This is a genomic window from Streptomyces sp. DSM 40750 (assembly GCF_024612035.1).
Classification (GTDB): Bacteria; Actinomycetota; Actinomycetes; order Streptomycetales; family Streptomycetaceae; genus Streptomyces.
Genome location: NZ_CP102513.1, coordinates 10,701,181 through 10,719,379, shown reverse-complemented (window position 1 = coordinate 10,719,379; position 18,199 = coordinate 10,701,181). Strand labels below are relative to the sequence as shown.

Genomic DNA, 18,199 nt, shown 5'->3' with positions numbered 1-18,199 from the left:
CGCCCTGGCGGCGAATCGCAGCTCGTTGCCCTGCTCCGCAGGAGTCCGATTCCTCTCCGCCCTGAAGGGCGGAGTATCCACGGAGATACGGATGAACCTGTTGATGCTGCTTTGCCCGCGCCTGTGTGGGCCGGGTGTCGCGCCCGCGTGGGCCGAGTGTGTCGGCGCCCGTCGCGGTCGTCAGGTCCCGGACGGCTTCGCTCGATGGACGGCGTCGAGCCGGGCCACCTCCTCCGTCGTGAGCCGGAGAGCACCCGCGGCGATGTTCTCGGCGAGGTGGTCCGGATTCCCCGTGCCGGGGATGGCGAGGACGTGCGGTCCTTGGTGGAGGGTCCAGGCGAGCCGGATCTGGGCGGGGGTGGCGTCGTGGGCACGGGCGACGGCGAGCAGTTCGTCGTCGTGCGCGGTGCTCGCGCCCTCGGGACCGGCCTCGCCGGCGATCGCGTAGAACGGTACGAACGCGATGCCCTGTTCGCCGCAGACGCGGAGCACGTCGTCGGCGGGGTCCGGGCCGCGCAGGCCGTACTGGTTCTGGACGCACACCACGGGCGCGATCGCCCGGGCCTCGGCGAGGTGCCGGGGCTCGACGGCGGAGACGCCGAGATGCCGGATGAGCCCGGCCTCCCGTAGCTCGGCCAGCGCGCCGAAGTGCTCGGCGATGGAGTCCTGCCGCATCCGGCGCAGATTGACCACGTCGAGATGGTCGCGGCCCAACTGCCGCAGGTTCTCCTCGACCTGTCCGCGGAGTTGGTCGGGGCGGGCGGCCGTGCCCCACTCCCCCGAATACTCCCGGTGAGGTCCGACCTTGGTGACGATGACCAGGTCGTCCGGGTAGGGGCCGCCCAACGCGCTGTTGATCAGTTCGTTGGCGGAGCGCAGCGAGGAGAAGTAGAACGCGGCCGTGTCGATGTGGTTGACGCCCAGCTCGACCGCGCGGCGCAGTACGGCGATCGACCGCTCGCGCTCGCTCGGGGCTCCGAGGTGGAAGGCGGCGCTGCCCGTCAGCCGCATCGCGCCGAGGCCGACGCGGTTGACGGGGAGGTCGCCGAGTGTCCAGGTGCCGGCTGCGGTCGCGGTGATCGTCTCCGAGGTCATCGCCGCAGTCTCGCACGCGCCGGGCACCGCGCCCGCCGGGCTTTACGGATAGATGTACGTGTTCAAAGTCGCTACCGCGGACGCCGGGTTGCCGAGGTTGTAGTGGTCCACGGCGAGGAAGCTGGGCTTCTTGCGGGCGGCCGTCCGGCAGAACCGCTGGGCACGGTCGGCGAGTTTGGTGTTGTCCGTGGTCGCCGTCGAGGTGATCCCGGCGTCACGGAAGTGGTTCATGACGAACAGCGGCTTGAAGCCCGGCTCGGTGCGGGTGAGCGGGATGTTGGTGTTGGCGTCGTACCAGCGGCTGTAGCAGGACCAGTCGGAGTCGCCGATGCCGCCGCCCATGGACCAGTGGTTCTCCACGGTCCATTCCTTCTGGTACATCACGCCGAAGGTGTCCCGGGTGAGCCCGGCGGACTGGTCGGCGGAGCGGCTGTGGTCGGTGAAGATCAGCAGCCGGTCGTTCGCGGCGATCAGATCGGCCGTCTTCGGCCAGCCGTTGGTCCGTACGCCTGTCCGGTCGGGCCGGTGGAGCACGTCGGACAGGCCGTTGACGCGGGCGAGTTCGTCACGCAGGACGCCTGGGTCGACGTAGTCCTCCAGAAAGACGGTGACGAACTGATCGGGGTTCCGCTCGAGGAAGTCGACCATGCGCTGGATGTCCACCCAGAGGGCGACGGGGCGGCTGACGAGGGTGCAGCTGTTGTGGCAGAGGATGGCGCCGTCCGACGTCTGGTGGATGTCCAGCATGAATCCGCGTACGCCGTCGGCGAGTTGCTGGTCGATGCCGCGGGTCTGGTTCGGCACCAGGTTCACGAAGGGCGGTGCGAAGCCGCCGTCGACGCCGTTGGCGTAGGCGTTGTGGGAGGTGAGGAAGGTGACCTGGTCGAAGGTGCGCTGGTCGGCCGAGGGCATGGGACGGGTCGGTGGCGCGACCGGGGTGAGGTACCAGGCGGCCAGACCGCTCGCCGAGCCGACGGACAGCTGCGCCGGGTGGTTGGAGCCGGAGGGCTTGGCGCCGACCGTGAGGTAACGCTCCGCGCCGGGGACCTTGAGCCGGTACCGGTCGGCACCGAGTTCCGTGATGTCCCAGGCCGCGTCGGCGCTCGTACACGCGGCCGTTCTCGCCTGGTCGCCGGAGCGGCCGAGGCAACTGCCCGGCGCGTCCACGCTCTCCAGGACGTACGAGGATCCGCTCGCCCGCAGCGTCCACTGCTGGTGGTCCTCGTCGCCCTTGGGCCGGTGCTGCTCGACCGTTCCCCCGCTGTCGGCCGCGTTGAGCCCGGTGGTGGCGCTCTGCACGTAGTAGGCGCCCGTGGCCGGGACGGCTGCGGAGACGGTGGGGGCGGGAGCGGCTACGACGGCGGCCAGCGCGACGGCGGTCGCGAGCAGGGTCGTGCGGGGGCTCGGCATGACGATGCCCTTCATCGGGACGGGGGGGTGGAGCGGGGGCCCGGTCGTGGACCGGACCCCCGCGATGAAGTCAGGTGCATGACATCACGATCGGTGCGGCGGTGTCAGCAGTACAGATTGCCGCCTGCCGTGGTCCCGAGGATCTGGACGAACCGCTGGTACGCGTTCACCCGGCTCTGCACCTGCGCGGGGTTCTTGCCGTCGCACTCCAGCGAGCCGTTGATACTGCGGATGGTGTGCCCGAAGCCCGCGCTGTTGACCATCGCGTTGTGGCCGGTCATGGTGCCGGGACCGGTCTGTGTGTTCCAGTACCACAGGGCGGTCTTCCAGGCGACGGCCGCGTCGTTCTGCACCAGCCAGGGGTTGCCCAGCAGGTCCAGGCCGAGCGCGTCGCCGGCCGCCTTGTAGTTGAAGTTCCAGCTGAGCTGGATCGGGCCCCGGCCGTAGTAGGCCGCCTGCCCGGCCGGGCAGCCGTACGGCTTGCTCCAGTCGCAGTAGGTCGGGTAGTTGGCGGTGTTCTGCTCGACGATGTGGACGAGCCCGCCGGTCTCGTGGTTGACGTTGGCGAGGAAGGCGGCCGCCTCCTGCTTCTTGATGGTGTCGCTGCCGGTGTTGGCGAAGGCCGGGTAGGCGCTCATGGCCGCCCGCAGCCCGCTGTACGTGTAGAACGAGTTCCGGCTCGGGAACATCTGGTTGAACTGAGCCTCGCTCACCACGAACCCGGAGGGGTTGGTGGGGCCGTTCTCACAGGCGTACGGCTCCCAGTACCAGGTGCTGATGACGGGGTCGTACCCCGGGTTGTCGTGCTCGGCCCGGTACGCCTTGCCGTCGGTGTAGCGCACGATGTCGCCGGTGACATAGGACTTGCCGGCCACCCAGTTCGCGTAGCTCGAACAGGGGGCGGCGGACGCGCTCTGCGCGGGCAGCAGCAGGGGTGTGGAACCGCCGATGACCAGCGCGGTCAGTACGGCGGAGATACGGCGCCTCGACACGGGACCAACTCCTTCGTCGGCACGGCCGCACCCGGGCAAGGGGCCCTTGGGCATGACTGGGAGGAACCTCGCGCGCACGCGCCGGCGGGGCCGGCCACGGCGTGGGGCGGCCGTGGTGGGGGGTGTGGGGGCCACTCAACCGCGTTGGTCTGTACCAGTCAAGGGTGTAGACCAGTCAACCGCCGTGGCGCGAGGGCGAGTCAGTCGTCGGGGCAGCCGAGCCAGTAGCCGAAGCCGCGACGGGTATGGATCAGCGCGGGCCCTTCCTGGTCGACCTTGCGCCTGAGACGGGCGACGAGCTTCTCGATCGCGCCATGGGCGCGGAACTCGCCCCAGACATGCCGGCCGATCTGTTCCTTGGACAGCACCCGCTCGGCGTTGGCCAGTAGATGGCGCAGCAGCCGGTACTCGGCGGGCGTGAGGCAGAGCGGCCTGGATCCGCGCCGCGCCTCGCACGCGGCGTCGTCGAGGACCAGATCGCCGTAGCAGGGCATTCCCTCGGGCCGTTCGGGACCACCCCGGCCACGGAGCAACGCCCGTGCCCGGTCGAGGACTTCGGCGATGCGTACGGGCTTGACGACGTAGTCCTCGTCGCCGGGGCGGAGGTCGGGGACCAGGTCGTGGAGTGAGTCGCAGGTGGTCAGGAACAGCAGCGGGGGCCGGTCCGCCGGTGCGCCGCGTCGGCCCCGCGCGAAGCGCTCCTGGTCCGGCAGTGCGGCGTCCCAGACGACCAGGTCGTACCGGTGCCGGGCGATCCTCGCCATCCCCTCGGCGCCGGTGACCGCCGCGGCGACCCGGTATCCGGCCAACTCCATGGTGGTGGTGAGGAGTTCGGCGACGCCCGGATCGCCGACGACGACCAGGACGTGCTGTCCGTCGCCACGCGGCGACGACGGTTTCTCGGTGAGCAGACTGCGCATGACCAGACCGTTCGCGTAGGGCTTGCGTGGGGGGATCGGGCCGGGCGGCGTCAGTCGGCGGGCCGGGGTTCGACGGCCTCCTCGGCGTTGTCGACGAAGTCGTCGACCAACCGGTGGAAGAGACCGGCGAGTTGCCGCAGGTCCTCGGCCGGCCAGTCGCTCAACACCGTCCCGATGCCCCGTCGGCCGGCCTCCCTGATGCGGTCGACGGCCGCCAGTCCGGCGTCCGTGATCTGGACGCGCTGCGCCCGCCGGTCGTCCGGGTCGGGAACGCGGATCACATAGCCGTCCTTCTCCAACTGCCGCAGCTGACGGGTGACATGGGATGCCTCCACGGACAGCCGAACCGCGAGCACCCCCGGGCGCAGCGGCTCGCTCTCGGCGATCTGCCGCAGGATCGACACGGAGGCGCGGTCCAGGGACAGTCCGCTCTCGGACATCAGACGCTCGTGCTGGCGGGCCCGGCCGGTCAGATGGGCGATACGGGTGAGCAGCCGCTCGATCTCGGTGACGTCCGTCAGGGCGGCCGCTTCGATGGGGCGCGGTAGGGACATGCCGTCACCGTAGCAGAAGTTTGCCTAAGTCAAGCAATATGGAGGGCGGTTGCCCGGACACGCATCGTTCCCCGGACGACGCCTTGCCGTCCGGGGAACCGACGTACGGGAGTTGAGGCCTCGCCTCAGCCGAGTTTCAGCTGGTCCGTGCCGTGTCCGATGTGCGCGACGACCAGTCCGGTGCCGGACACCTCCGCGTACTCGGCGGTGTGGTAGCGGAGGACACTGCCGACCTCGGGCCCCTTGCGGGCCTCGACCGTCCAGCGCAGCTCATGGAAGAAGAACCAGTCGTCGAAGTGCTGCTTGACGACCTCGATCTCCCGCACCTCGTAGTGGGCGTAGAACTCCTGGAGGTGGGACTTCAGGTCGTCCCTGGTGTGCAGTTCCACCAGGGTGCCGACGCCCGCCGCGTAGTCCCGGACGCCCGTCTGGATCTCGGGGTGGGCCCGCTCGACGATCGCGCTCACGTCGCCCTTGCGGTAGGCGTCGAGCAGTGCGCCGTGCACCTCGGCCACGGCGAACCTGCTGGCCAGCACCCCGTCGGCCGGGTCGCCCGGCAGCGAGTCCTGCTGCGTGCGCCCCCAGAAGAGTTCACCGGTGATGCCCTCGGAACCCATCGTCGGGAACAGCACGATGATGGGGCGCTCGCTCTCGACGCCGGTGTTCTTGTCGCGCCCCCGGCCCGAGCCGCTCACGAACGTGTACCAGGAGGTGTTGATCTCCGCCACGGGCCGGATCCCGACGACGGCGGCGAACCGGTGCATGTTGCGGTAGCTGCTCTCGATGGCCTCGTACGTGTCGACGATCCGCTGCGTCGGGATCTCCTTCCCCTCTTCGAGGGTGGGGACGACGGTGTACGCGTAGGGCCCGCTCGGCGCCAGCGTCGCCAGGATGTCCTCGACGATGTCGACGTACTCGGCCTTGACGTGCTTCCACGCGACCGCCGAGGTCTGCACCTGAAGGTCCGACGTGACGAGGAGTTCCTCGACCTTGGCCCGGTCTTTCATGGTCTTTCTCCTTACAGGGCCTGGCGGCCTCGGTGGGGGTGGAGCGAACCGTTGCTCGTAGAGCCGTCGGGGGCGCGACCCCGACGATCACATGCAAGCGCAACGGCCTGACCGCTTACGGCCGCCGACCTGACATCGGGCCGACGTGACGCAGGTCTCACTCATGTCTGCGGGCGGTCACGGCCACCCTGCTCGCGGCCACGGTGGCCACCCCGGTCGTGGGCCGGCTCGGCGGCGTGTTCGCCAAACGGCGGATGCCGCTGCTCCGCGTGGTCATGCTGGTGGCGGAGATGACCACCGACTTCGACGGCTGCGCCCTCCCCTGGCGAGAACGGCTTCAAGGTCGTCATGGCCATCGGCGCCGACGCCGCCCCCCAGGGCCTTCCTCCTCGCCTCTTTCATCCCGCGCCGCCGCGCCACCACCGCCGGGACACCTGCGGCAGGCCGAACCGGTGCAGGCCGGGGCGAAGTCGTGGTCGGAGAAGATGTGATCTTCCGGTCCCAAAGAGGTGATCTTCGGGACCGGAGCCGGGGAGAATCACCCCATGACCACGTCACCGCACCCCCTCGTCGTCCAGGCGCGCAGACTCGCCGCCGAGGTGCTCGCGCCTCAGGCGGAGCGCGTCGACCAGGAGGGGGTACCCGCGAGCAGCATCCAGGCGATCAAGCGGTCGGGGCTGCTCGGGGTGAGCGCGCCGGTGGCGTACGGCGGGTCGGGCGCCCCCAACTCCGTGGCGCGGGAAACCGCCGAGATCCTGGCGGGGGCGTGCTGCTCCACATGGTTCGTGCAGACCCAGCACTACACACCCGTACTGACCCTCATGAAGAGCGAACTCCCCGCCCGTGACGGCCTGTTGAGGAAACTCGCCACCGGCGAGCTGCTGTCCGGCGTCGCTTACGCGCATCTGCGGAGGTACCCGCAAGTCCCTGTGCGGGCCGTGCCGAAGCGTGGTGGCTGGCGGTTCCACGGCACGGTCCCCTGGTACACCGGGTGGGGGCTCAACGAGGTGATGCTGCTGGCCGGGGTGACGGACGCGGACGAGGTGGTGTTCGCGTTCACCGAGGCCAAGCAGCAGTCCGGACTGAAAGCCTCGGCGCCCATGCGGCTCGCGGCACTCACGGCTGCCCGTACGGTCTCGCTCCAGCTCGACGGGCTGTGGATCCCCGACGGCGCCGTGGCCCTGCACGCGCCGTACGAGTCCTGGGCCGCGAGCGACCGGCCCAAGCCGACGAACGCCTCCCCGGCGGTGTTCGGGGTCGCCGAGTCGGCCCTCGGTCTCCTGGACCAGGACGACCCCACGACCAAGGCCCTGCGTCTGCGCCTGGACAAGGTGCGGCGGCAGGCCTACGCCCTCGCCGACCATCCCGCGCCGCACGAGCACATGGAGGAGCGGCTGGCCCTCAAGACGAAGGCGTTCGACCTGATGCGCACGGCGACGACCGCCGCGCTCGTGGCCGGCGGCGGGCGCGCCCTCGACCTGGACAGCCGGGCGCAACGGCTGGCCCGCGAGGCGATGTTCCTGCTGGTGCAGGGCCAGACCGCCGAGGTGCGCCGGGCACACCTCGGTTCGCTGTCAGCCGCGTACTGACCCCTTCCGGGCCGCCTTCGGTGTTCAGCTCGCGAACGGGACCTGTGCCGCCGTGGCGGCCCGCCTGACGAAGGGTGCCGCCACAGGCCTTGGGCGGCGCTCGCCGGGTGCCGGAGCCTGCGGACATCGAGGGGCTGGAAGCTGCGGGATCGCGCCGCGCCGGCCTACCCGGAGCCGATCGTCGAGTCCGCCCCACCCTCCTCCTCGACCACTACACATAAAGACAAAATAAGCGCAGAATGAACGTACGCGGCGCTTACCGCATACCCCACCAGACGCGGTCAGGCCTGCAGAGTTCAAAGGAGTCGAGTCATGGCCAACGTCTCACACAGGAGTGACATCACCAGCCACCCTGATGTAACCGAAATGCAGGCTCGGTACGCCCGCATGCTCGGTGGTCGCGATGTGGCGCTCGTGGACGGACCGGTGTTCCTGCTCGGTCTGTACTGCGCCGTGTCCCCGTGGATTCTCCACTACACGACGAGCCAGCCCGCACTGGTGCCCCACAACCTCATCGTGGGCATCGCCATCGGTCTGCTGGCCCTCGGCTTCACCGCCGCACCGGAGAGGATGTACGGCCTGAGCTGGGCCATCTGCGCGACAGGGATCTGGATGATCGTCTCACCGTGGATCGTCGGCGACAGCCCGGACGCCGGTGTCGTGGTCAACAACATCATCATCGGCGCCCTGGCCCTGCTCCTGGGGCTGGTGTGCGCCGGGGCCTCGGCCAAGGGCAACACGCGTGCGGGCCGTACACCGCAGGCGTGAACAGGAACGCCCGCGAGGGGTAACGGCGGCCGATCCGCTCAGGCGGGTCGGCCGTCGCCCTTCGCCCAGGCCCACCGGACCGGGCCTCACCGGCCGCGCGGCACCTCCCACGGCTCCTGCGGCAGCACACTGCCGGTCTCGAGCAGCGACTTCAGGTTGGACAGCACCGCAGGCCAGCCGAACGACACTTCGGCGAGCGCGCCCTCGTCGGCCAGGTCCTCGTGGGTCACGGTGAGCCGCACGATGTCGCCATGCGGCTCGATGTCGAAGGTGACCCGCGAGTACGTGTCCTCCTTGCCCTCGTTCCCGGGCTCGGCCCAGGTGGTGACCAGGCGGGTCGGGGGCTCGCTCTCCACGACCGTGCCGACGACGTCCTCGACACCGGAGCCGTCGGTGCGGACGTGGGCCCAGCGCGAGCCCTGCCGCCAGTCCGACTCGTTCCGGTGCCCCCAATAGTCGGCGGTCATCTCGGCGCTGGTGAGCGCCTCCCAGACCTTCTCGGGTGTGCTCGCGATATAGGTGACGTACACGAATGCGGGCTTGTCGGTCATGGCTTCCTCGGCTCGTCGTTTCACGGCACCGAGCGCCCTCAGCCGCGGGCGCTCGAACTTGTCGATCCACCGCTCCTGGATCTCGTGGAGCGGGACCGGATTGAGGTAGTGCAGCTTTTCCCGCCCACGCCGCACGGTGCTGACCAGGTTGGCGGCCTCCAGAACGGCCAGGTGCTGCGTCACCGACTGCCGTGCCATGTCGATCCGCTCGCACAGCTCACCCAGCGTCTGACCGTTCTGCTCGTGCAGCCGGTCCAGCAGCCTCCGGCGCGTCTCGTCGGCCAGCGCCTTGAAGACCTTGTCCATTGCCTGGTCGCCCTCTGATCGCACACTCAACGTTATGCAGGTAACTACCTGCATGTCAATCGCCGACGAGGCGCTCACACTGTCGCCGTGAGTCGAACCGTCAGCGCATGGGTGACATCGGGTGAGGACTTCCTCGGTGTCACCGGCCCCTTCCCCGTCGACATTCCGTGGTGGGCCGAAGTCGAGCCGGTCGCAGGAGAGTTGGAGCGCACCCTGGGGGTGCCGGTGTTCGTACTGCGCCTCCTGGAGGTCGACGGAGGTGAGGCCGGGCGGGACGGACATGTGACGTACCACGTGGAGGCCTTGGAGCAGCCCGCGGTCGGGATGCTGGAACAACGCCCCGTGGAGCATTGGCCGTTGGACGTCGATGACCCTCTTCGATCACCGTGGGCGCGGCCCGGCGGGCTGCGCGAACTGCTCGACTGGGCCTCGCGGACGCTGGCCGCGCTGGGGCGGCCGGTGACGGGGCCGGTCGAGCAGCGGCGGACGTGGAATCTCGCAGGAATCTTCCGGCTCCCGACCGGGCAGGGCCCGGTCTGGCTCAAGGCGACACCGCGCTTCGCCTCCGACGAGGCCTCGGTCATCGCCGCGTTCGCGCAGGTGGACGCGGGTCTCGTCCCGACGGTTCTCGCCTCCGGCGAGCGGCGGGTGCTGCTGGAGCACATCCCCGGTGAGGACTGCTGGGCGGCCGACGCCGCCACGGTCGAGGCCGGGGTCAGCCGGTTCGTCGCCGCGCAGGCCGCACTGGTCGACCGGCGGCCGCCCGGACTCCGGGACCGGCGGGACCGGGTCCTCGGCGGGCTGGTCCACGAACTGCTCGACCGCACGGTCGAACTGGGCATCACCGATCAGGAGCGGGACGCGGCAAGGGAGTTGGCCGACCGCTGGGACCTGATCGCCGAGTGCGGGCTCCCCGACACGCTCGTCCACGCCGACTTCCATCCGGGCAACTGGCGCAGCGACGGCCGCCCGCCCGTCGTCGTGGACTTCGCCGACGCCCACTGGGGCAACCCCGTTCTGGACTGTCTGCGCCTGTACGACTTCCTTCCGGAGGCGGTGCGTTCCACGGCCGTCCGGGTCTGGGTCGACGCCTGGACGGCCCACGTCCCGGCGAGCGATCCCGCCCGCGCGCTCGCCCTGGCCGAGCCGCTGGCACATCTCGCGTACGCCGTGCGCTACCAGGAGTTCCTCGACGGCATCGAGGCGTCCGAGCGGCCGTATCACGAAGGGGACCCGGCCGTGGTGATCCGGGAGGCGCTGAGGTGCGCCGCACACCCGAGCTTCGACTCCGTGGAGGTGGCGGGCTAGATGGACCGGGCCGAGGTACTGCTGATCGGCGGGCGGGCCGGGGTCGGCAAGTCGACGGTGGGCTGGGAGATCTCCGACCGACTGCGGGTCGCCGAGGTCGCGCACGCGATCATCGAGGGCGACTTCATGGGGCAGGTGCACCCGGCGCCCGCGGGTGATCCACATCGCTCCGGCATCACCGAGCGCAACCTCACGGCCGTGTGGGGCAACTACGCCGCGCTCGGCTACCGGCGGCTCGTCTACACCAACACCCTCAGCGTGCTCACCGAGACGGCGGGCACGTTCCAGCGGGCCATGGGCGCGGACGTACGGATCGTACGGGTGCTGCTCACCGCCACCGACGAGACGACCGAGCGGCGGCTCAGGGGGCGGGAGATCGGCTCCGAGCTGGAGCGGGAGTTGGCCGGCAGCGCGTACAAGGCCCGACTGCTGGACGAACGGGCTCCGGCGGACACCGTCCGGGTGGCGACCGACGGGCGCACCGTCATGGACATCGCGGCGGAGACGCTGGCCGTCACGGGATGGGTGACGGGCTCGTGAAGGACGTGAAACGGGAACGGACTGCACTCGCGTTCGAAGGGCACTCGCACGGTTGCGGGGGTCCCGACGACAAGGGGCGGAGATCAGATGGAGATCGACGGCATCATCAGTGCCATCGTCATCGGCATTGTCATAGGTGTACTCGGCCGGCTCGTGGTTCCGGGCCGGCAGCGTATCGGCATCCTGCTGACGATCCTCGTCGGCATCGTCGCCGCACTGATCGGAAGCGCGATCGCCGCGGGTGTCGGCGTGGCCGACACCGATGGCGTCGACTGGGCCGAGTGGCTCATTCAGATCGGGCTGGCGGCATTGGGGATCACGGCACTGGACCGCTCCAAGGCACGGCGCTGAGGGTTCGGGGTGCGCCGGTAGGCGGTTGCACGCGCGTCCGGAATGACGGCTGGAGGGCGCGCGCCCGGTGTCACGGCCGCTGGTCGCGACGGCCCGGCACGCCGGCCGACTGCCCCGACCGCCCGGTACGACGGTCGACAGTCGCGCGTGCCGGAATGCCGTTGCGGGTCGTCGCACCCGGAGGTTAGCGTCGCCGGGCCTCTCGACCCTGCCCGCCGACCAGCCCCGGAGCCCTCTTGCCCCCGCGCATCACCCAGCTCACCGACCCCTCCGCGACCCCGTCCAGCCACCGTCTGGCGTGGCTGGCGTCCGGGGCGGACGGCATCCCCCTCGGCTCCGCCTTCCTGCGGCTGTTCGCCAAGGAGGGGCAGACGCATCTGGCGGAGCTGGACGTCGCCGTGCACCCGGCCGAGCGGCGGCAGGGCGTCGGCACCGCGCTGCTCGACGCTGCGCTCGACACGGCCCGTGCCGAGCGGCGCCGCGCGGTCATCGCGCAGGCCGAGCAGGGGTCTTCCGGCGACGCGTTCCTCGCGGCGTGCGGCTTCCGACAGGTGCTGACCCTGATGTACGCCCGCCTCGAACTCGCCGAGACCGAACCCGACCACCTCACGCGGATCGCCGAACAGCCGCACCCCGGCTACTACTTGACCGGCTGGAGCGGCGTCGTCCCCACCGAACTCGCCCGGACCTACGCCGCCTCGCGCCGGGCGATGGACGACATGCCGATGGGCGACACCGACTACGGGACGGTGGTCTGGGACGTCGAGCGGGTCGTGGCCGCCGCCGAGGCGATCGCGAAGCGCGGCGACTCGCTGTACACCGTGGCCGCGGTGCACGCGTCGAGCGGCACGATCGTCGGCTTCTCGGAGCTCGTCCTCCCGGGGGACGGGGAGGGTGACGGGCAGCACTACGGTACGGCCGTACTGCCCGAGCACCGGGGCCACGGGCTGGGGCTGTGGATGAAGGCGGAGGCCATCCTCCACGCCCACGGCCTGCACCGCGATCTCGGCCTGCTCACCGACACCGCGGAGAGCAACAGACCCATGCGCCGTGTCAACGACGCGCTCGGCTATCGGCCCACGCACACGGCGGTGGAGTACCAGCTCGACCTGTGACCCACCGGCGCGACCCGCCGACCCCGGCGGTCAGGCCGCCGCGGCGCTCCCCACCGCGTACTCGTACGGCGTGGTCGTCGTGAGCGGTTCGAAGCCCAGTCGGGCCAGGATCGGACGGCTGCGGGCCAGGGCGTCGACCTGGACGTAGCGGTAGCCGCGGTCGGCGGCGACGCGGGCACGGTGGGCGACGAGGGCCCGGTAGACACCGCGGCCGCGCCAGCCCTCGACGGTGCCGCCGCCCCACAGGCCGGCGAAGCGGGTCCCGGGGACCAGCTCCATACGGGCGGCGCTCACCGGTTCGTCCCCGGCGAGGGCCACGACGGCCACCACCGAGTCCGGGTCCCCGGTGAGGTGGGCGAGGAGCTGGTGGCGCATGCGGGTGCTGTCCGTGCCGAAGGCCTTCTCGTGGACGTCGGCCACGAGGTCCACGCCCTCACGGTCGGTGACCGGCAGGATCCGTACGCCCTCGGGCGGCTCGACGTCGAGGGTCAGGTCGGCGACCTCGGCCACCATGAGGGTCTCCTCCGGTGCGGCCGTGAAACCGGCTGTGCGCAGGCGTTGCCCCAGGTCGACGGGTAGGTCGTGGCCGTAGAGCTTCCACTCGAAGTCGCGCCCGAGTCCGGAGAAGTACCGGATCTGCTCGGTGATCGCCGCGTCGGCGGACGCCTCGTCCAGGTCGGACCAGACGACACCGCTCCAGCCCTTCTCGGAACCGACCTGGCGCACCACTCCGCCCACGCGCTCGATCCGGGCTCCGGGCCCGTCGGGGCGGGCGCCCTCCCGCATGTCCCGGTCGAACAGTGCCAGTACAGCAGCGTGATCCATGCGCTCACTCCATCATCAGTCGTTCACCCTGGCAACGGTATTCACCCGCTGTCTCACGCACTGGAGCGATGCGTGCCCACGCCGGCGCCCGCCACTGAGCCGTCCGCTGAAGCCGTCCGGTGTCACTCGTGGAAAGAGGTGCGATGCGGTCACACGACGTAGGGTGCACCCCGCGGAGCGCGGCCGAGCGGTCCATGAGGAGGGTGCGTACGAACATGGTGAACGACTCCGAACTGGTGCACCTGCGACGCTGTGTGGAGCTCGCGACCGAGGCACTGGAGGCCGGTGACGAACCGTTCGGTTCGGTCCTGGTGGGCGGTGACGGCACGGTGCTGGCCGAGGACCACAACCGGGTGGCGGGAGGCGACCGCACCCGTCACCCGGAGTTCGAACTGGCCCGCTGGTCGGCCGCCCGGCTCACCCCTGAGGAGCGCGCGGCGGCGACCGTGTACACGTCGGGCGAGCACTGTCCGATGTGCGCGGCCGCCCACGCCTGGGTCGGCCTCGGCCGTATCGTGTACGTCGCCTCGTCCGAACAACTCGCCGCCTGGCTGGGCGAGTTGGGGGTTCCCGCGCCGCCGGTGCGGACCCTGCCCGTGCATGAGATCGCGCCCGGTGTGACGGTCGAGGGCCCGGTGCCGGAGCTCGTCGGGGAGGTGCGGGCCCTGCACCGCCGGTTCCACGACCGCGGGTTCCACGCCAAAACCGTCGGGGACGCCCTCGACGATGACTGAGAACGGCGGGACGGGGCAGGCGGTCCGGGTTCCGTTGTCGTTGTCCGGAGACCTTTCACCGATGTCCGAAGACGTGGTGCAGCACACCCGCCCCGCCCCCGCGGCCTCACCCGACCAGGAGAGGCCGCGGGCGAAGCGGACCTCTCGGGACCCCTACTTCGACAACGCGAAGTACCTCACCATCCTCCTGGTCGCCTGCGGGCACGCGTGGGAGCCGCTGACGTACGGCAGCCGTGCCGCGACGGCCGCGTATCTGACCGTCTACGCCTTCCACATGCCGGCCTTCGCCCTGATCTCGGGCTACTTCTCGCGCGGCTTCGACATGGCGCCCGGCCGGCTGAAACGGCTGCTGACGGGTGTGGTGCTGCCGTACGTCGTGTTCGAGACGGCGTACACGCTGTTCTACCGGTGGGCGCAGGACGACCCGGGCTATCCGCTGAGCCTGCTGGATCCCTGGTACGTGATGTGGTTCCTGGTCGCGCTCTTCATCTGGCGGCTGACCACTCCCCTGTGGCTGATGCTGCGTCACCCGGTGCCGCTCGCGCTCGGTTTCGCGATGCTGGCGGCGGTCTCACCGGATCTCGGCGGCGACGTCTCCATCCAGCGCGTCCTCGGTTTCCTGCCGTTCTTCGTGCTGGGGCTGACCCTGCGCGCCGAGCACTTCGAACGGCTGCGCACCCGCCGCGTCCGCCTGTGCCTGCTCCCGGCCGGTCTGGGGGCGCTCGTGGCGGCGTACTGGGTGGCGCCGTGGTTCGACGCGGGCTGGTTCTACCACCGGGGCAGCGTCACCGGCCAGGGCGTCTCCCGCTGGGCCGGTCTGCTGACCACGCCCGCGCTGTTCTGTCTGGCGGTGCTGCTGACGGCCTGCTTCCTGGCCTGGGTGCCGCGCCGGCACCTGTGGTTCACGGCGCTGGGCGCGGGCACGATGTACGGCTATCTGCTGCACGGCTTCGTGATCAAGTGGGCGCGTTTCCGGGACTGGTACGCCGTCGAGTGGCTGCACACCCCGCTGGGGGAGCTCGCGGTCACGGCCATGGCGGTCGGCGGCATCACCCTGCTGTGCACCTCGCCCGTGCGGGCCGTGCTCCGCTGTGTCGTCGAGCCGCGCATGGAGTGGGCGTTCAAGAAGGGCGACGGCGCCCGGCCGGGCAAGGCGGAGGACGCCGCCCCCTCGGCCAGGGCGGGAGACGCCGCCCCGTCGCCTAGCCGAGCTCCAGAGTCGTGACCCCGAAGACGCGCTCCGCGGCGTACGGCCGGATCGGACCGGTGTACATGCGGGCCGTCTCGAAGGAGGGCGTCAGCCCGTACTCCTCGACCAGCGCCACGGCGGCCGCGTGCGGCTCCGGCACGTCGATGGCCAGCTCGCGCCCCGCGGCCTCGGCAGCGAGCCCGGCGAAGAGCGCCCGGGCGTCCGCGGCGGTGTCGGCGAACAGCGGGCCGATCCGCAGGGCGTCCCGGCCGGGGCGGACGACGCCGTAGCCGGTGAGCCGTCCGTCGACGACCCGCGCGAGAGCCCGGTGTCCGTCGGCGGTCAGCCAGTGCTCCAGGAAGCGGGGACGGTCGGCCGGGTGACAGGCGCTGTCGTACGCCGCGACGGATCCCGCGTCCTCGACCGGCCGGACATCGGCGGGCACGGCCGTCTCCGGCACCACGCCGGAGTACCGGAAGGTGCGGTGGGCGGGCTCGAAGCCGGACTGCCGGTAGTTGTGCTGCTGCGCGACCACGCCGTCGAGGCCGACCGCGCGGTGGCCGGCGTGGGCGAGGGCGGTCTTCCAGGTGGCGAGGCCGTGGCCCTGGCCGCGCAGGTCCGGGCGTACGAGGTAGAAGCCGAGGAAGGCGTAGTCGTCGCCGTAGTTGACGACGGAGACGGACGAGACCCGTTCCCCGTCGAGCCGGCCGATGAAGAAGCCCTCGGGGTCCTGCGCGAAGAAGCACGACGGATCCGAGAGCCCCGGGTTCCACCCCTCGTCCCCCGCCCATCGGGCGACCACCGCCCAGTCGTCGAGCGTGGCCCGGGTGACGACGAGGTCCTGATGCCCCCGAGAGGTCATCTTCGCGCTCCTTCGCTGAGGTCGCGGGTCCGCGGCCGCCGTGCGGCCGCGGGTGCGGTGGTCGGCCGCACCCCGCGGCCATCCTCGCCGAAGCCGATCGCGCCCGCGACGCCGTAAACGGCCGACGTCGGCTGAGCAACGGGCCTTGCGGACGGCCGCGTTCACGCGTACGGGCGACGCTTCGGGACCGTCGTACGGCGTCGACGCGGCGCAGGGTACGGCACTTCCGCCCGGCCCGCTCGCTGGGAGGCGTGGCCGCGAGGGCCCGTTTATCGTGATCCGGGGGTTGTCGCCGGCCGCCCTGGCCGGGTCTCCCTGGAGGCACGCATGCGGTCCACGCACAGACGGCGCACGCTCGCCGGAGCCGCGGTCGCGGTGCTGGCCCTGCTGGGGGCCGGGCTGCCGGCCACGGCGGCGGGCGCCGACGCCGAGCAGGACGACAAGCAACCCGACCTGACCCGCTTCTACCAGCAGAAGATCAAGTGGTCGAAGTGCGAGGGCATGGAGATGCCCAAGGACCTGCGGTGCGGCAAGGTCACCGTGCCGCTCGACTACGCCCGGCCCAAGGCCGGAACCCTCGACCTGGCCATGGCCCGCTACCGGGCCACCGGCGACTCGCGCGGTTCGCTGCTGCTCAACTTCGGCGGCCCCGGCGGCCCGGGCGTTCCCGAACTCGCTTACGGGGGCGAGGAGTTCATGGATCTCACGAACGGCTACGACCTCGTCTCCTTCGATCCGCGCGGCGTCGGCCGCTCCTCCCCCGTCAGCTGCGGCGACGGCACCCACGAGGCTCTGGAGGCGACCGACAACGGCGAGGACTCGAACAACCCCCAGGCCGCGCTCAAACAGCTGCGGCGGGCCGCCGCCGCGTGCAAGAAGCACTCCGGCCCGGTGCTGCCGTACATCGGCACGCTCAACGCCTCCCGGGACCTGGACGTGATGCGCGCCGCCCTCGGCGACAAGCAGCTCAACTACCTCGGCTTCTCGTACGGGACGCGGCTGGGCGCGGTGTACGCGGCGCAGTTCCCCAAGAAGGTGGGCCGCATGGTCCTCGACGGGGTGGACACCCTCACCGAGCCGTTGACCGAGCAGGGTCTGGTGGGTGCCGCGGGCCAGCAGACCGCGCTGGACGACTATCTCGACGCGTGCACCGAGGAGCTGACGTGCCCGTTCGGGCAGGACGCCCGCTCGGCCCGTGAGCAGGTCGTCGAACTGGTCGACGCGCTGGACGAGCACCCCGTGCCGTCGGACTTCGGGCAGGACTTCACGGGCCAGGACCTGGTGGGCGCCATCAGCCACGCCCTCTACAGCGAACAGATGTGGCCCGCGCTCACCCAGGCGCTCAACATGCTCGTCCACGACGGCGACACCCGCGGCGTCATGGCGCTCGCGGGCGGCGGCTTCGCCCCGCCGGCCGGCTCGGACCGGTCCGCGGCGCCGACCCGCCCCCACGAGCCTCCCGACCCCACCGCGTCGGCCACACCGAGCCCGGACGGCGGGCTCGTCGACATCGAGGAGGTCCCGCTGGACAACCTGCCCGCCGCGCTCATGGCGGTCAACTGCGCCGACGACCCAGACCGGCCCACCGCGAAGCAGATCACCGACGACCTCGACGACCTGCGCGCGGCGTACGAGGAGGCCTCTCCCGTGTTCGGCCGGTACCGGCTGACCCAGGTGCTGATGTGCTACGGCCGCCCCGCGGGCACCGACTTCATCCGCGAGGAGGTGCGGGACGTCGACACCCCGAAGATGCTGCTCGTGGGCACCCGGGGCGACCCGGCCACCCCGTACCGCTGGACCGTGGAGACGGCCAAGCGACTCGGCTCGTCGGCGGTCGTCCTCGACAACAAGGGCAAGGGGCACACCGGGTACGGCTCGTCGAAGTGCGTGCACGACAAGGTGGACGACTTCCTGCTGTTCGGGTCGCTGCCGGACGACGGAAGTTCCTGCGGAGCCGACGATTGAGCATCGGGCGTGTAACACGGACGAGTTCGCTACAACCCCGCGCGGATCTCGCGCGTCACATTGGGTATGCGTCACCTTTGTGTGCGCCGTACCCGTACGTGACCAAAACTGGGGGATT

General features: G+C 70.9%; 18 protein-coding genes. 9 read left to right on the top strand and 9 right to left on the bottom strand.

What is annotated here, in order from left to right:
• Positions 1 to 180 precede the first annotated feature (180 nt).
• From JIX55_RS46850 to JIX55_RS46825, 6 genes are all read right to left on the bottom strand, one after another.
• Positions 181 to 1,095, bottom strand: a complete 915-nt coding sequence (locus JIX55_RS46850; protein WP_257561804.1) for an oxidoreductase — start codon at positions 1,093 to 1,095, stop codon at positions 181 to 183.
• 42 nt (positions 1,096 to 1,137) lie between these two features.
• Entirely contained in the window at positions 1,138 to 2,505 is a 1,368-nt protein-coding gene (locus tag JIX55_RS46845) for an RICIN domain-containing protein (RefSeq protein ID WP_257561805.1), read from the bottom strand.
• Between the two features lie 104 nt (positions 2,506 to 2,609).
• Positions 2,610 to 3,497, bottom strand: a complete 888-nt coding sequence (locus JIX55_RS46840) for a glycoside hydrolase family 19 protein (RefSeq protein WP_257561806.1) — start codon at positions 3,495 to 3,497, stop codon at positions 2,610 to 2,612.
• A gap of 200 nt (positions 3,498 to 3,697) precedes the next feature.
• A complete protein-coding gene (locus JIX55_RS46835) occupies positions 3,698 to 4,417 on the bottom strand; it encodes a response regulator transcription factor (protein WP_257561807.1) in 720 nt (239 codons plus the stop codon).
• Between the two features lie 50 nt (positions 4,418 to 4,467).
• On the bottom strand, positions 4,468 to 4,971 hold the full coding sequence (locus JIX55_RS46830; protein ID WP_257561808.1) for a MarR family winged helix-turn-helix transcriptional regulator: 504 nt from the start codon (positions 4,969 to 4,971) through the stop codon (positions 4,468 to 4,470).
• A 125-nt stretch (positions 4,972 to 5,096) separates the two neighbouring features.
• Positions 5,097 to 5,978 (bottom strand): hypothetical protein, encoded by an 882-nt coding sequence (locus tag JIX55_RS46825; RefSeq protein ID WP_257561809.1) that lies wholly within the window; start codon positions 5,976 to 5,978, stop codon positions 5,097 to 5,099.
• A gap of 545 nt (positions 5,979 to 6,523) precedes the next feature.
• Here JIX55_RS46825 and JIX55_RS46820 point away from each other — a divergent pair.
• Complete coding sequence (locus tag JIX55_RS46820) at positions 6,524 to 7,567, top strand: acyl-CoA dehydrogenase family protein (RefSeq protein WP_257561810.1); 1,044 nt, start codon at positions 6,524 to 6,526, stop codon at positions 7,565 to 7,567.
• Between the two features lie 312 nt (positions 7,568 to 7,879).
• The gene (locus tag JIX55_RS46815; protein ID WP_257561811.1) at positions 7,880 to 8,335 is read left to right on the top strand and encodes an SPW repeat protein; all 456 of its coding nucleotides are present in this window, start codon (positions 7,880 to 7,882) and stop codon (positions 8,333 to 8,335) included.
• An 86-nt stretch (positions 8,336 to 8,421) separates the two neighbouring features.
• On the opposite strand, the gene JIX55_RS46810 is transcribed toward JIX55_RS46815, so the two are convergent.
• Complete coding sequence (locus JIX55_RS46810; RefSeq protein ID WP_257561812.1) at positions 8,422 to 9,192, bottom strand: ArsR/SmtB family transcription factor; 771 nt, start codon at positions 9,190 to 9,192, stop codon at positions 8,422 to 8,424.
• An 87-nt stretch (positions 9,193 to 9,279) separates the two neighbouring features.
• Here JIX55_RS46810 and JIX55_RS46805 point away from each other — a divergent pair, with 87 nt between their 5' ends.
• From JIX55_RS46805 to JIX55_RS46790, 4 genes are all read left to right on the top strand, one after another.
• Positions 9,280 to 10,500 (top strand): aminoglycoside phosphotransferase family protein, encoded by a 1,221-nt coding sequence (locus JIX55_RS46805; RefSeq protein WP_257561813.1) that lies wholly within the window; start codon positions 9,280 to 9,282, stop codon positions 10,498 to 10,500.
• Positions 10,501 to 11,040 carry a hypothetical protein gene (locus tag JIX55_RS46800; protein WP_257561814.1) on the top strand — a complete coding sequence of 180 codons (540 nt, stop codon included), beginning with the start codon at positions 10,501 to 10,503 and terminating at the stop codon, positions 11,038 to 11,040.
• Positions 11,041 to 11,127: 87 nt separating this feature from the next.
• Positions 11,128 to 11,391 carry a GlsB/YeaQ/YmgE family stress response membrane protein gene (locus tag JIX55_RS46795; protein ID WP_257561815.1) on the top strand — a complete coding sequence of 88 codons (264 nt, stop codon included), beginning with the start codon at positions 11,128 to 11,130 and terminating at the stop codon, positions 11,389 to 11,391.
• A gap of 236 nt (positions 11,392 to 11,627) precedes the next feature.
• Positions 11,628 to 12,506: a GNAT family N-acetyltransferase gene (locus JIX55_RS46790; RefSeq protein ID WP_257561816.1), complete on the top strand. Its 879-nt coding sequence runs from the start codon at positions 11,628 to 11,630 to the stop codon at positions 12,504 to 12,506.
• A gap of 30 nt (positions 12,507 to 12,536) precedes the next feature.
• Here JIX55_RS46790 and JIX55_RS46785 read toward each other — a convergent pair whose 3' ends face one another.
• Positions 12,537 to 13,331, bottom strand: coding sequence for a GNAT family N-acetyltransferase (locus tag JIX55_RS46785; protein ID WP_257561817.1), 795 nt, complete (start codon positions 13,329 to 13,331; stop codon positions 12,537 to 12,539).
• 215 nt (positions 13,332 to 13,546) lie between these two features.
• Here JIX55_RS46785 and JIX55_RS46780 point away from each other — a divergent pair, with 215 nt between their 5' ends.
• Positions 13,547 to 14,065: a nucleoside deaminase gene (locus tag JIX55_RS46780; protein ID WP_257561818.1), complete on the top strand. Its 519-nt coding sequence runs from the start codon at positions 13,547 to 13,549 to the stop codon at positions 14,063 to 14,065.
• 61 nt (positions 14,066 to 14,126) lie between these two features.
• On the top strand, positions 14,127 to 15,290 hold the full coding sequence (locus JIX55_RS46775; RefSeq protein WP_257561819.1) for an acyltransferase family protein: 1,164 nt from the start codon (positions 14,127 to 14,129) through the stop codon (positions 15,288 to 15,290).
• Here JIX55_RS46775 and JIX55_RS46770 read toward each other — a convergent pair.
• Positions 15,268 to 16,116, bottom strand: a complete 849-nt coding sequence (locus JIX55_RS46770; protein ID WP_257561820.1) for a GNAT family N-acetyltransferase — start codon at positions 16,114 to 16,116, stop codon at positions 15,268 to 15,270. The genes JIX55_RS46775 and JIX55_RS46770 overlap by 23 nt on opposite strands.
• A 327-nt stretch (positions 16,117 to 16,443) precedes the next feature.
• Here JIX55_RS46770 and JIX55_RS46765 point away from each other — a divergent pair, with 327 nt between their 5' ends.
• Positions 16,444 to 18,081: an alpha/beta hydrolase gene (locus tag JIX55_RS46765; protein WP_257561821.1), complete on the top strand. Its 1,638-nt coding sequence runs from the start codon at positions 16,444 to 16,446 to the stop codon at positions 18,079 to 18,081.
• Positions 18,082 to 18,199 lie beyond the last annotated feature (118 nt).